The sequence below is a fragment of the Providencia xihuensis genome (assembly GCF_041953405.1).
In the GTDB taxonomy this organism is placed as follows: domain Bacteria; phylum Pseudomonadota; class Gammaproteobacteria; order Enterobacterales; family Enterobacteriaceae; genus Providencia; species Providencia vermicola.
Genome location: NZ_CP169565.1, coordinates 2376261 through 2389901, shown reverse-complemented (window position 1 = coordinate 2389901; position 13641 = coordinate 2376261). Strand labels below are relative to the sequence as shown.

Below are 13641 nucleotides of genomic sequence, written 5' to 3'. Positions count from 1 at the left end.
GAATATTCTTGCTTGGTAATTCGCCACTCATTTATTCAATAAAAGCGAATTTTTTAGTGAAAGAAATTGCAAAGATTAGAATGAGTAAAATTAAAAATCGTTCACAATGAAAGGGAGTTATCTTAAATAAAAGTGATTAAGAATAATCAAATTGTGACGAGAGAAATAAAATGGTAAGAAGTTGTTATATAAAAACTTTTAGGGATACGACATGGCGAAGTTTACGTTTGATATACTTTCTATTTTTGGGAAAAAAAGCAGTAAAGTGGCTGAACAATATGTTCAAGAAGCGGTTTTACCGTTATCCGTCTTGGATGATTCTTTGCCCAAAATGGTGGTTGAATATGTACTGGAAGGAACATCGCCAGAAGTCTTGGTAAAATTAAGCCAACTGGATACCGAAAAAGCCGTTATTTTATTAGACAAACCAGGCACTGTGGATTGGTGGTGGGGAGGTAATAATTTTAATACGGGCCAATATAATAAAGTGATCCGTCAAGGGAGTAATGCCCGCCATAAACTGTATTCCAAAGTCGGCGATGGTGTGAGTGCAGAGCAAGTTGCGCGATTTGCCAAAGTATTAGCCGCTGCCTGCCAAGATATTAATATTAAAGTGCTGACATCCGAATTACCGTCATGGGTAAGTTATTTAGTCGGCGATGCATTTTCCAAAACCTTCGACAATTCTCGTGATGAAAAATTAGATCACCGTAAGCATTGGAATGTGGAATTGTTGTCTGAGATGATTAGCAAAGAAACAGATAAGCCCGCTAACTCAGTGTTGTATATTATCTTCGATAGACAACATTTGTCGGATTACCACTATGAGAACTTAAACCGGTTATTTGTTCTCCCAGGCTTTAAAGAATATTTAATTGCACAGCAAGGTTTTATTAAGCAGACATTGATTGGTAATTTGTCTGCCGCAGGGCAAGTGCAGCTAATCAATGTCCTGAAAAAAGATAAAGCACTATATTCGGTGTTTGCAGATTGTTTAGTGACATTTGCAACCAGTTCATTAAAAACCGTACGCAGTGCCGCAGAGCCTACACTGTCTATTCTACCTGATGAATCAGTCAAACTATATTTGACCAAAGTGCTAACAGAAGGAACACCAAAGCAGCGTACGCAAGCCGCGGATTTATTTGCCCGAATTGGTAAAGATAGAGAAGTTCTCGAAGCTGCATTGCAAACGGAAACCAACAAAACGGTATTGAAAAGTATTGAAAGTGCCATTTCACGTTTTTCGGTGATGGATAGCGCCAGTGAAATTGAGGAAACTGCGCTGCCAGCGCTTGTTGAACTTGAAGACACCCCACTACCAGAGAGTGCAAAAGATATCTTAATCAATAACTTCAATGAGATGCTGCAAAAAGCCAAAGAAAATGCAGAGAATGAAATTGAAGAGAATAAAAAGCAAAAGCACACGTACAACTGGGCACAGCGTCATTATAAAGAATTCCAAAAACTGGATGCGAAAACCTGCGCAAAAATTATTGATAAGTTGAACTCAGGCAAAGAGGTGATTACTAACCATGAATACAATGTGGTGAAATTCAAAGAGCGTATTAATAATCTCCCAGAGTTTACGTTATTTCATGCATTACGTCTGATTAGTCATAACCGCACGGGAATGGATCATTTTTCTCATTATTACCTGACCCGTGAAGTTCCACCACGTATTATTGGCCAAATTGAATTACGTCAATTAGAACAGGTATTAACTCATTGCCATTATCAACAGGCTCACCGTCTAATTGCAGATTTCTGTTTGCGTTCATACAATGATGGCTTGAAACTGTTTAATCAACCGCAGCAAGTTTGGCCGTTCTTTACGCAATACCCTGATTTTATCGCTGAAGCATTAGGGTTAATTCCGCAGCAAGCAAAACAACGCTACTACCAAGAATATGATGCTTCAAGTGGTATAGAAGTATTAGCGATGTTACCAACTATTCCTGCTCGCTTTATTCCACGTATTATGGAACTCGCGTTAGGAGAGAATAAAACGCATCGTTTAAGTGCGCAAAAATTACTCGAAACATTGCCGAATATTCATGTTAATGCAGCAGAAGGTTTAGACTCAGGTAAACAAGAAATTCGTGTGACTGCCATTGAGTGGCTAGCGCGCCTTAAACACCCTGATTCTTTAAAACCTCTATATGCATTATTGAAAAAAGAAAAACGTGAAATTGTGCGTGCTGCACTATTAACGGCGTTGGAACAATTTGGGGAAGACATTTCCAGTTATTTATCACCAAAAGTCCTATTAGCCGAAGCACAAAAAGGGCTTAAGGGTAAAGCGCCAGCAAGCATGTCTTGGTTTAATTTAGACTCTTTACCTGCACTGACTTGGCAAAATAATAAACCTGTCGATGGGGAAATTATTCGCTGGTGGGTTATTTTAGCTGTGAAATTAAAAATGCCAGCAGGTAATGGTTTATTACAGCGTTATATCAGTTTGTTATCAGTGGATAGCCAGCGTAAGCTTGGAAGCTTTATGCTCAATAGCTTTATTGCTCAAGATACCGCAGGCCCATCGCTAGAAATGGCAATGGCAGAAGCAGAACGAGATGCACCACAGCGTTTAACCAACTACCAAGATTGGGTAAAACGTTGGCCAGAGTATTACAGTCAGTATGAAAATTACACCCTTGAGCAGTGTATTAATGACATTAAGAATGAAGTGCTTCGCCGTTACTTAGGGTCAGCGATTACCGATAAAGGCATGCTAGCGCTCATTTGTGGTATTGAAGGGCACATTGCAGTCACCGCGTTACGTAATTATATGCGTGATCATTATCAGCGTCGCGCACAGATTGAAGCCATGATTGATGCGGTAGCAACCAGCAATGACCCGCTCATTATTCAATTATTACTCTCACTTTCACGCCGTTATCGTACCGCTTCTGTACAAGAAAAAGCACGTGGTTTAGTGGCTCAAATAGCGGAGCGTAATGGCTGGAGTGCCGATGAACTTGCCGACCGGACTATTCCAACAGCAGGAATGGATGAAACAGGGGTACTTGCCCTTGAGTATGGCGAGCGTACTTTTACTGCAAAACTAGATCCCCAACAAAAATTGGTGTTGTTTAACCCTGAAGGCAAAGAGATCAAAGCATTACCAGCCGCCCGTAAAACGGATAATGAAGAGCTGATTAAAGAATCGAAAAAATTACTGGGTTCCAGTAAAAAGGAACTTAAGCAAGTTATTGATCTACAAACTGCACGCTTATACGAAGCAATGTGTGCGGAACGTTTGTGGACCACACAAGACTGGCAAGAATATATCCAAGCTCATCCGATTATGCGCGGTTTGATTGAAAGGCTTGTCTGGATGGAAATAGATAACGATAAGGTTATCAATGTATTCCGTCCTTCAGATGATGGTAGTCTGCTTAACCTTGAGGATGATGAAATCGAGTTAAGCGCAGGGTCATCAATTAAACTGGCTCATGCTGCGTTGATTTCGGAAGATGAAAGAAAAGGTTGGTTGGTCCATTTTAAAGATTACAAAGTGAAATTTTTGTTCTCGCAAATGGAACATAAAATCCCTGAATTAGACCTCGCACTCACTGAAATCGAAGATCGCAAAGGTTGGCTGACAGATACCTATACGTTACGTGGTGTGCTTACCAAAATGGGGTATCAGCGTGGCCAAGCGGAGGATGGCGGTAGCTTTATGCATTACTCGAAACACTATGCTAGCCTAGGTTTCTATGTCTACATTGAGTTTAGTGGAAGCTATGTACCAGAAGAAAATATTCCTGCGGTCTTGTACTCCTTAAGCTTTGAAAGTGGGCAACAAAGCTCATGGAATCGCAGTTACATAGAGTTAAAAGATATCCCGCCAATTTTATTAGCTGAAAGCTATGCGGATTACTTAAAAGTGGCTGACGCCTGTGCAGGATTTGACCCTGAGTGGGAAAAGAAAACACCTTGGTAATTAGGGTTTAATAGGATAACTCGATGAGTAACAAAGAAACAATAAAAGGGCATGTTCTGCGTGAAAGCGCAGAAATTCGTTTTGCTGATGAACTGGAAAAACTCACACAAGCCGATAGCCATAACCCAAAACCACAAGGTTGGCTACGTTCACCACGCGCGGTTAGGCAGTTTATTTTAGGTGATGAAGCTCTGGGTATTACGCCGAAGTTTTTTGGGGATGATGCTTTAGTTGACCGCGCAATAGTGACCTTGTTAGGTAAACAGGGTCTGATGTTAGTCGGAGAACCAGGAACAGCAAAATCCATGTTATCCGAATTATTAGCTGCAGCAATCAGCGGTGATTCGGGCTTAACTATTCAGGGAACAGCTGGAACAACCGAAGATCACATTAAATACTCATGGAACTATGCGTTGCTATTGGCAGAAGGGCCTACGGAAAAAGCGTTGGTTAGCTCGCCACTTTATCAAGGCATGCTGGAAGGAAAAATTGTGCGTTTTGAAGAGATCACCCGCTGCCCACCAGAAATACAAGATGTATTGGTCAGCTTAATGTCTGAAAAACAGATGATGATCCCCGAAATGAAAGACAATGCGAGGATCAGTGCTAAGCAAGGCTTTAATTTAATTGGTACAGCCAACTTACGTGACCGTGGCGTGCATGAAATGTCATCGGCATTAAAACGTCGCTTTAACTTCGAAACGGTGAGGCCGATTCAAGACCCTGCGTTTGAAATTGAGCTAATTAATAAACAGCTTACCAGCGAACTAGGCGAGCTAAATGGCTTGGTGACTGTGCCTGCGAATGTGATTGAATTATTAGTCACCACTTTCCAAGAGCTACGTTCAGGCAATACCAAGGATGGCGGCAATATCAAAACCCCAGATGCGGTGATGTCGACAGCAGAAGCGGTGAATATCGCTTATGCGTGTGCGTTAGAAGCCCATTATTTGGGAGACGGAACGTTAAGTGCTGGTGCAGTCGCTCGTCAGCTAATTGGGGTTGTACTCAAAGATAATGCAGATGATATCAAGCGGATGCGTTATTACATTGATAATGTCGCACGAGAAAGAGCCAAACAGAGCCCCGAATGGAAAGCATTCTTTGAAGCTTCCCGTCAGTTTTGGCAATAGGATTGTTAACGTGTAATGCATGGCGAGGTCTTTGGCTTCGCCCATATTTATCAATCAGGGAATATTACGGTGAGTTTGCCTTCCATACCTTTACCCGAACGACTCGAACAAGCATTGATGAGCTGGCAACAGCTTGAATCAGAAAAGATTTATTTTGCTCCCGTTCGCCATCACAGTCCAGCTTGTGCCTACAGCACGGCCTCATTGATTGAGCAGATTAACCCTGATTATGTACTGATTGAAGGACCTGATAGTTTTAATGGGTTGATTTCAGGGTTGCTGCATCAAGACACACAACCGCCCGTCGCTATTATGGTGCAAACGGAAATTAAAGCAGGCGCATTAAAGGATGGAAGTGACGCTGTCACTCGGTCGGCTTATTTCCCATTTTGCGAATATTCCCCAGAATGGCAAGCACTTAAGCAAGGCTCACGATATAAAGCACAATTACAGTTTATTGATTTACCTTGGGCTGCGCAGGTGAATATTGATGAAACTGATGAAGGGCAAAGTCAAAGCCTGCAAAAAGAGCGTTATTTAGCACATAGCTTATTTATTGCACAGCTAGCAAAAAAAAGTGGTTGCCGTGACCATGATGAGCTTTGGGAACAACTATTTGAATTACGTACTTTTGAGCAGCTCACTGATTGGTCTGCATTTTTTAAAGACAGTTTCATCTGGTGTGGGTTAGCTCGTTTAGATTATGAGCCTGAAGTCCTTGAATCTGAAGGCTCTACACAGCGTGAATCCCATATGCAAGCTCATATTCAAAGCATTAAAACGAAGCAGCCAAACGCCAAAATTGTTATCGTGACTGGCGGATTTCATACCCTCGCGTTAATTGAAGGTTTAGCTGAACGGGCAACTCAACAATTTGCACTCACGGCGATAGCTCAAAAGCAGTTTGTAAAACAACAAAAAACCGCTGAAAACGAGAGTGCATGGTTAATACGTTATAGTGACGATAAGCTTGATGCACTAAACGGTTATGCATCAGGTATGCCATCCCCCGCGTTTTACCAAAAAGTATGGGAAACACTATTGCAACAGCGCCAAGACCGTGAAAATGGTCGAGTTCGCCCAACTCAGGTGTATCGGAATAAATTGGGGATCGCGTATCTGGCAAAGGTGGCGACTATTTTGCGCGAAAAGCAATTTGATGCGGCTCCTGGTTTTTTATCGGTAAAACTGGCCGCGGAACAAAGCATTCGCTTAGCGGCCTTTCGTGGGCATGCAGGGACAGGGCGCTATGATTTATTGGATGGACTACAAAGTGCATTTATTAAAGGCAGCCTTGATGAGAGCCAAGATGAACTTTGGCATGAAATTAAAACCTGCTTTTCAGGTTTTCGCCTAGGCCAAATCCCCAAAGGCACAACAACGCCGCCGTTGGTGGCACAAACCTATGAGATGGCAAAGGGGTTTCGCTTTAAGCTTGATGACACATTAAGCAAAATCAGTCGGTTAGATGTGTATCGTAATAAACAACATCGCCTACGTAGTCGCTTTTTACATTTATTGGCTTTTTTAGATATTCATTTTGCAAAACACCTTTCTGGCCCAAATTTTATGTCAGGAAACCAAATGGATGTGTTATTTGAAGAGTGGCAATATGCCTGGACGCCAAATGTGGAAGGCGAGTTAATTGCATTATCAGAAAAAGGGACTCAGCTTAAAACGATCGCATTGAATCGTTTATTTGAAATGGAAAAAAACCTTGAGCAACAAGGGGTCAGTCGTTCAAGCCAGAGTGCTGTGACATTATTAATGCAAGCGGCGTTCATTGGCTTACATCAACGCATTCCTACACTATTTTCATTGTTAGATAGTTATATTCAGCAAGATACAAAATTCGAATCATTAGTAGCTTGTGGCCATAAGTTAGTACATTTATGGCGAGGAAGACAGTTCTTTGATATCGAAGAGAATTTTACGATTGAAGCTCGTTTGGATGCTTTATTGCAGCAAGTTTTTTATTGCTTTGAGCAAATTACTCAAGGGGATGAGCAGCAGCAAGAAATGTATTTTAATGCGCTACTTTCATGCCGCGAACTGGTGACATTTATGCCTGAAATTAATAAAAATCACGATTATTATCACGATTTTTATCACCAGTTGGCTCGCTGTAAAGACCAATTAAACCATGTCCCTTTATTAAAAGGGGCCGTGGATGCTCTGCGTTATTTGGGTGCAAAAACCGATGAAGAGACATTAGTTAACGAGATCCAAAGTGCGTTTAGTGCAGGAAGTGACCCAGAAATCGCTATTGGCTATTTTATTGGCGTAATGCGCGCTGCCCCTGAATTAATTTTACGTATTCCACTCTTAATCGACTCTTTGAATGATTTACTCAGTAAATGGGATGAAAGTCGATTTATTCAGGTGCTGCCAGATTTGCGCTTTGCATTTAGCCAACTGACGCCAAAACAAAATGCACAAATGGCACAGCATATCGCGCAAAACTTATCAATCGAAGCACAAGATTTGACGCTGCACCAAACAGAATTTAATGAGAAACAAATGCTGCAAGCGTTGCAATTAGAACAACGACTACAAAATCAGCTTGTTGAGCTTGGTCTACAACGTTGGTTCACTCACACGTCGGAGGCGAAATAACGATGAGCAAAAAAGAGATGCCATTGACGCCAGAACAACTGCAACTTGCTAAACGCTGGCGTTTAGTATTAGGCCAATATGCGGATAACGCGCTGGGGCAAGCGGCATTCAGTGCGGAAGAGTTAAAAATCGAGCGCTCATTGGATTTTTTATATCGCCGTGAATATCAACGGCGTGGACTGCGACAAGAAGGTGGTCGTCACGGTTCTTTAGATGCATCGCAACTTACCGCAGTGAATTGGTTAAACCAAGCGCGGAAGTTATTCCCAAATAGTACGTTTGAGCGCATGCAATCACAGGCGCTTGAGCGTTATGAAATCAGTAGCTTACTTAAAAACCCTGACGCATTGAATGCCATGGAACCCACGAAGGCATTAGCAAAAACGCTAATGAGTTTACGGGGAAAAATGAACGAAGATACGCGTGATGCAGTGAAAAATATCATTCGCAAAGTCGTGGATGATATTCTCAGCCAAATGCGTAATCAGTTCCGCCAAGCATTAACTGGGCGGAGGAACCGTTTTCGCCGTTCGTTAATTCCAAATAGCCGTAATTTCGATTGGCGTGCGACTATTGCTGCAAATTTAAAAAATTATGATCGGCAAAACCAACGGTTAGTCATCAAAACCCCGTATTTCAACTCGCGTCAACAGCAGCACTTGCCGTGGGATGTAATTTTGTGTGTTGACCAAAGTGGTTCGATGGCCAGTTCAATTATGTATGCGGCAGTCTGTGCCAGTATTTTAGCCGCATTGCCAACAGTCAGGGTTTCACTCGTGGTTTTTGATACGCAAGTTGTTGATTTAAGCCATTTAGCCCATGACCCTGTTGAGGTTTTAATGACGGTACAATTGGGCGGTGGAACCGATATTGCCAAAGCGATGCAGTACTGTGAAAGTTTGATCCGTAACCCTAAACGTACGGTTATCAGTTTGATAAGCGACTTTGAGGAAGGCGGGGCACTAAATCATCTACTTAACTGCACACAGCGCCTACACGGTCAGCAAGTGAAACTTTTAGGCTTAGCCGCGTTAGATGACGATGCATTGCCTGTTTATGATCCTGAAATTGCCCAAAAATTGGCTGATAGAGGCATGCATGTCGCGGCATTAACCCCTGAGCACTTTGCTCAGTGGCTGGCGGAGGTGATGCAATGAGTTGGCAAACCATTTATTACCAATATGATGACGATGCGTTAGCGGTGTTTGCAAACGTGGGGTTATTACGCAGAGCGCGCAAAGATTTAGAGAACCAAAAGGTTAATCCTAGTGATCTGATTGCTGGGCAGTTTGACAGTGATGGGCAAGCGGTGAAGTTAGATGCACAAGGTGTACAAAAAGCGACCTGTAATTGCAGTGCATCAGGTTGTTGTAAGCATATTTTGGCCGCAGTTCTTTGGGTTCAGAATAATGTGCCAGATGAAAATATTCAGGGTATTGAAGATAAGGGGATGCTTAGTGAGCCAGAACCATTATTGCCTGAATTACTCGTATTAGAACCGATGTCATTAATTAAACTCGCTTCTAAGCCAGATTGCCGCTTAGCTATCCGCTTGTTAGATGAGTGGCAGGAGCGTGAACTCATTTTTGATGATCAATGCAACCAGTTAAGAGTGATATTAGCCGAATATGATGAGCCAATCATTTACCTGAAAGGTAGTGGTTTTCAGGGGATGATCTCCTCGGTCCCCGAAAAACAGAAAAAAGCGGTTCACCTTGCGGTGATTGCTAAACTATTGATGCAAAATGGTGTAGTTTGGCAATGGCCTGATGATTTAGCCCCTGCGCCTGATACTGCACTGTCATTAACTGATGATGATAAAATCGTTATCGCCACCATTGGGCAATTTATCCAAGATTTGTTGCGCCAAGGTTTGTCGCACATTAGCCAAAGTAGCGCCACGCAATTGCATCTGTTGAATATGTCGGCGAAAGCGGAAGGTTTACCTCGGTTAGCCAATTATTTGAAAAGGCTGAGCCAGCAGGTGAAACTGCTAGCAGGTAAGCATTTTACGATGGATGAAGGGCAAGTTTTGCGGTTAATCGCCGAAATTGCTGCCTATTTGCAGCAACTTTCAACGGCAGATGCAACACAGCTTGCAGTGCTTAAAGGTTTGCAGCGCCGCCAATACACTGACAAAATATCGGTACTTGATTTAACGCCAATTGATGCGAATTGGTGGCAAACCCAAAACGGCGCAATTGGTGCGACGTTTAGTTTTTGGGATAACCAAGAGAAAAAAATCATTCAATGTACACAAGGGCGTGCAAATAATCTGGACCCGATGTTCAACCGTTCAAGCCTCTGGCAAACGTTATCCATTTGGAAGCAAACTGCCGATAATTTGATGCGAACACCGTTTAAATTACATGATCCGCGGCTTTCGGACGAAGGTAAATTATCGGCCAGTGGTGACAGTTTTGCTGAAAAAAATAACCAAAAGCTGTTAGCAAACGATGATTACCAAACGCTTCAAAGAGAGTTGGGGTTTACCCACTGGCAAGAGGCTAGTGAATTTCTTTCAAACTTATCCAGCGAAAATGTTTATCAACCCGTTATCTTACACCTCGCTGATTATGAACAGTTATATTGGAATGAGACTGAACAATGTATTTTGTGGGCGATATCTGATAGTGAAAAAAATAGGGCGTTTTTGCGATTAAATTGGGAAGGGAATGAAAACCATAAAATCGAAGAGTTACGCTTTATTACCAAGGAAAAATGGCCTATTGCCGCAGTGAGTGCTCTGGTCAATCATACTTCACAAGGTATTCAGTTAGTGCCTAAAACATTATGGTTGAAGAAAGAGCAAGGTATTGAACTGTTTTACCTTGATTTTGAATCAATCCCTCGCAAAAAACAACGTTCAGGTTTTTTTAGTAAGATAATGGAATACATGGAGAAAAAGCAGCAAACGAGCAATACTTTTGTGCCTGAAACAACGCTCGCAAGCCAATTGATTCGTCCAATTTTGTCAATACTGGAAACCCAGGCTTGTACGGGAAGGCAGCAGTTTTCTTCATCCCAACAAGCTGAAATTGGTTATGTCATACATGTCCTTGAGGATTTGGGCACGTTATGGTTAGCCAACCAGGTCAAATTGTTAACTGCTTCAGGGGAGATCCCCCCCGAAAACGTATTACGATTAGTGTACCTATGCGATAAATTTGAGCGCTTGCAAATGCCGTTACCGTTTCAATTTGTTTAAGATTCAAATGTTGCGAGAAATGTCCGTAATAGTTGGTTGAGCGCCTGTTGCTCTTCCAACGTTAATTTAGCGACTAGCCTTGCTTGGTTTTGCGTGTGAGCTTCAATGACTTGATTAATCAGATTCAGTCCTTCCTCAGTCAGTGACACTAAAAAGCCACGGCCATCATCTGGGTTAGTGTGGCGGGAGACTAACCCCGCTTTTTCCAGTTGATCAATGCGATTTGTCATAGTTCCTGACGTGACCATTAGCGTAGTTAGCATGTCCCCTGGGCTCAGGGTGTAAGGCGCACCAGAACGCCGCAAAGTGGCCAGCACATCAAAACTTGACCGATTAAGGCCAAATTCAGCGAAGACTTTTTCCATTTCACGAGTGAGATGATAGGCAACATTGCCTAACCGACCAATTAACCCCATTGGGCTAATATCAAGGTCTGGGCGCTCACGCTCCCATTGTTCAGTGATTTTATCGATTCTATCCATAGGTAAATAATGGGCGTTATTTATCTTGACGTCAAGGTAAATAAAAATTATCTTGATCTCAAGATAAATATTGAGAGTCATACTATGAATCGCTATGTTGTTTTAGGTTTAACAGCGTTAGCCCCTATTGTGTGGGGAAGCACTTATCTCGTTACAACCGAAATGCTACCTTCGGGCTTGCCGTTAACGTTGGCTGTTTTGCGTGCATTACCCGCAGGATTATTACTGATACTCTTTTTGCGCCAGTTGCCATCAGGGATTTGGTGGTTGCGTGTCGCCATTTTAGGGGCGTTGAATTTCTCACTGTTTTGGTGGTTATTATTTATTGCGGCTTATCGTCTGCCAGGCGGGGTTGCTGCAACCGTTGGCGCTGTGCAGCCGTTAATTGTGTTATTTTTAAGTCACTGGTTATTGAGTAACCGCTTATCAAGTGTTTCTGTCATTGCCTCACTCAGCGGTATTGTTGGTGTGGCGATTTTGCTGTTAACACCAACGGCTACCTTAGATTGGGTAGGGGTGATGGCTGGGTTGGCAGGGGTATTTTCAATGGCCGCTGGCACTGTATTAAGTCGACGTTGGCAACCTTCCGTAAGTGCATTGACCTTTACATCATGGCAATTAACCGCAGGTGGTTTGATTTTATTACCTTTTGCCTTGATCTTTGAGCCTGCATTACCCGCATTAACATCCGTGAATATTGTCGGTCTTAGCTATTTAACCTTAATTGGTGGGGCGTTAACATACGCGTTATGGTTCCGCGGATTGGCGTTATTAGGGCCGAGTTCAGTCGCATCCTTAGGTTTCCTTAGCCCTGTTAGTGCTGTGGTCTTAGGATGGTTTTACCTAGATCAGCAGCTGAGCACTTTACAATTTATTGGCATGATAGTGATCTTAGGGAGTGTTTGGGTGAGTCAGCGTGCAGAAGCACGTAAAGTACGGTGAAGTGGCATTTAATTGTGTATTATGCAAATTACCCTAGTTAAATTAATGAGATAAGCGCTTATGTTGTTTTCTGATGACGAAAACATGATTGAGATAGCCCCTGATGCCTTCTTGCTAAAAGGTTTCTTACTGGGGAATAGTAAGGTGTTATTACAATCATTAAATAATATTTTTTCGCTATCCCCATTAAGAAATATGGAAACCCCAGGAGGGTATCGCATGTCAGTCGCGATGAGCAACTGTGGTGAGTGGGGTTGGGTGACTGACAAAACAGGCTATCGCTATACTAATAGTGACCCTGTCACTAATAAGCCCTGGCAGCCGATGCCTGGGATCTTTCGTCAATTAGCACAAGACGCAGCAGAAAGAGCGGGTTTTCTGGGGTTTGAACCCGATGCATGCTTGATTAACCGTTATGCAGTTGGGGCTAAAATGTCGCTTCATCAAGATAAAGATGAAGCGAATTTTTCACAGCCGATTGTTTCGTTTTCATTAGGGTTGCCCTGCATATTTGATTTTGGCGGAGCCATACGTGAAGCGCCTAAAATAGCGCTGACACTGGAACATGGGGATGTTCTGGTTTGGGGAGGGAAGTCGCGTTTAAATTACCATGGTGTTCGAACCATCAAAGCGGGTGAACACCCATTGTTGGGGCCATACCGCTTTAATCTGACATTTCGCCGTTCGCAAAAATAACGCGTTTTTTACGTTGAGTTTGTTTACGTAATTTATACGTCAGGGCGAGTTCAATGCATATCCGTAAATCATTTTCTGGGGTTGGTTCATTGATTGGAGTGATAATTCCTCTGTTGCCTGAAAATTTGAGCATTGGAAATAACCCTCGGCACTCGTCAATTAATGTGGTCTGGCAATGTACAAATAATGCGACTTCATTTTTACTAAATTGATCAATGCGTACTGTCGTTCCTGATTGGCTGTGTGTTGCCAGGTAGTTAACTTGCCACCATTTTAACGGTTTCTTCTAATACAACTATGCTTGGGTGTTGCTGGGCAACGTCTACAATTAATGTTCGAAGTTGGATAAGTTTTGTTTTGATATCAGTGGAATAAGTATCAAAGCGTATTTGAACAAAATCAGGAATAGAATTATTCATTTTATGCATTAATTAATTGAGTGGTTGAAACAAATCTAATGCTTTTGAAGTAAACAAACCTTAAATAACTTTCTATTTGCCTTTTGCACAATCAAACCGCAGTTTGATTATATTGCATCCAATTTAGTGAGAGAAAATTTCCTTGAATAATAAATTAGTTACCCATATAACTATTGCCTAAGAATTTATATGACAGGGT

The 13641-nt window shown here is 42.3% G+C and carries 9 protein-coding genes; 7 read left to right on the top strand and 2 right to left on the bottom strand.

The window, feature by feature from the left end; translation table 11 throughout:
* Nucleotides 1-211: 211 nt before the first annotated feature.
* The 5 genes from ACE2AL_RS10590 to ACE2AL_RS10570 all read left to right on the top strand — a co-directional run bounded on the left by ACE2AL_RS10590 (nt 212) and on the right by ACE2AL_RS10570 (nt 10903).
* Nucleotides 212-3946 (top strand): DUF4132 domain-containing protein, encoded by a 3735-nt coding sequence (locus ACE2AL_RS10590; protein ID WP_375083482.1) that lies wholly within the window; start codon nt 212-214, stop codon nt 3944-3946.
* Between the two features lie 23 nt (nt 3947-3969).
* Nucleotides 3970-5079: an AAA family ATPase gene (locus ACE2AL_RS10585; RefSeq protein WP_206086010.1), complete on the top strand. Its 1110-nt coding sequence runs from the start codon at nt 3970-3972 to the stop codon at nt 5077-5079.
* A 69-nt stretch (nt 5080-5148) separates the two neighbouring features.
* Complete coding sequence (locus ACE2AL_RS10580) at nt 5149-7695, top strand: DUF5682 family protein (protein ID WP_375084306.1); 2547 nt, start codon at nt 5149-5151, stop codon at nt 7693-7695.
* A gap of 2 nt (nt 7696-7697) precedes the next feature.
* Nucleotides 7698-8852 (top strand): VWA domain-containing protein, encoded by a 1155-nt coding sequence (locus ACE2AL_RS10575; RefSeq protein WP_272538423.1) that lies wholly within the window; start codon nt 7698-7700, stop codon nt 8850-8852.
* Nucleotides 8849-10903 carry an SWIM zinc finger family protein gene (locus ACE2AL_RS10570; protein WP_375083481.1) on the top strand — a complete coding sequence of 685 codons (2055 nt, stop codon included), beginning with the start codon at nt 8849-8851 and terminating at the stop codon, nt 10901-10903. Before ACE2AL_RS10575 ends, ACE2AL_RS10570 begins: the two co-directional genes overlap by 4 nt.
* Here ACE2AL_RS10570 and ACE2AL_RS10565 read toward each other — a convergent pair.
* Nucleotides 10900-11385, bottom strand: a complete 486-nt coding sequence (locus ACE2AL_RS10565; protein WP_206086200.1) for a MarR family winged helix-turn-helix transcriptional regulator — start codon at nt 11383-11385, stop codon at nt 10900-10902. The two genes, ACE2AL_RS10570 and ACE2AL_RS10565, sit on opposite strands and share 4 nt — an antisense overlap.
* 84 nt (nt 11386-11469) lie before the next feature.
* Between ACE2AL_RS10565 and ACE2AL_RS10560 the strand changes: the two genes are divergently transcribed.
* The gene (locus tag ACE2AL_RS10560) at nt 11470-12327 is read left to right on the top strand and encodes an EamA family transporter (protein ID WP_375083480.1); all 858 of its coding nucleotides are present in this window, start codon (nt 11470-11472) and stop codon (nt 12325-12327) included.
* 60 nt (nt 12328-12387) lie between these two features.
* Entirely contained in the window at nt 12388-13023 is a 636-nt protein-coding gene (gene alkB / locus ACE2AL_RS10555) for a DNA oxidative demethylase AlkB (RefSeq protein ID WP_375083479.1), read from the top strand.
* On the opposite strand, the gene ACE2AL_RS10550 is transcribed toward alkB, so the two are convergent.
* Nucleotides 12992-13156 (bottom strand): hypothetical protein, encoded by a 165-nt coding sequence (locus tag ACE2AL_RS10550; protein ID WP_272538419.1) that lies wholly within the window; start codon nt 13154-13156, stop codon nt 12992-12994. The genes alkB and ACE2AL_RS10550 overlap by 32 nt on opposite strands.
* Nucleotides 13157-13641: the final 485 nt, after the last annotated feature.

Excerpts from the sequence above, each read along its gene's own strand:
- ACE2AL_RS10590 (WP_375083482.1), top strand. The coding sequence starts at position 212 with ATGGCGAAGTTTACGTTTGATATACTTTCTATTTTTGGGAAAAAAAGC.
- ACE2AL_RS10585 (WP_206086010.1), top strand. The coding sequence starts at position 3,970 with ATGAGTAACAAAGAAACAATAAAAGGGCATGTTCTGCGTGAAAGCGCA.
- ACE2AL_RS10575 (WP_272538423.1), top strand. The coding sequence starts at position 7,698 with ATGAGCAAAAAAGAGATGCCATTGACGCCAGAACAACTGCAACTTGCT.
- ACE2AL_RS10570 (WP_375083481.1), top strand. The coding sequence starts at position 8,849 with ATGAGTTGGCAAACCATTTATTACCAATATGATGACGATGCGTTAGCG.
- ACE2AL_RS10565 (WP_206086200.1), bottom strand. The coding sequence starts at position 11,385 with ATGGATAGAATCGATAAAATCACTGAACAATGGGAGCGTGAGCGCCCA.
- ACE2AL_RS10560 (WP_375083480.1), top strand. The coding sequence starts at position 11,470 with ATGAATCGCTATGTTGTTTTAGGTTTAACAGCGTTAGCCCCTATTGTG.
- alkB (WP_375083479.1), top strand. The coding sequence starts at position 12,388 with ATGTTGTTTTCTGATGACGAAAACATGATTGAGATAGCCCCTGATGCC.
- ACE2AL_RS10550 (WP_272538419.1), bottom strand. The coding sequence starts at position 13,156 with ATGCTCAAATTTTCAGGCAACAGAGGAATTATCACTCCAATCAATGAA.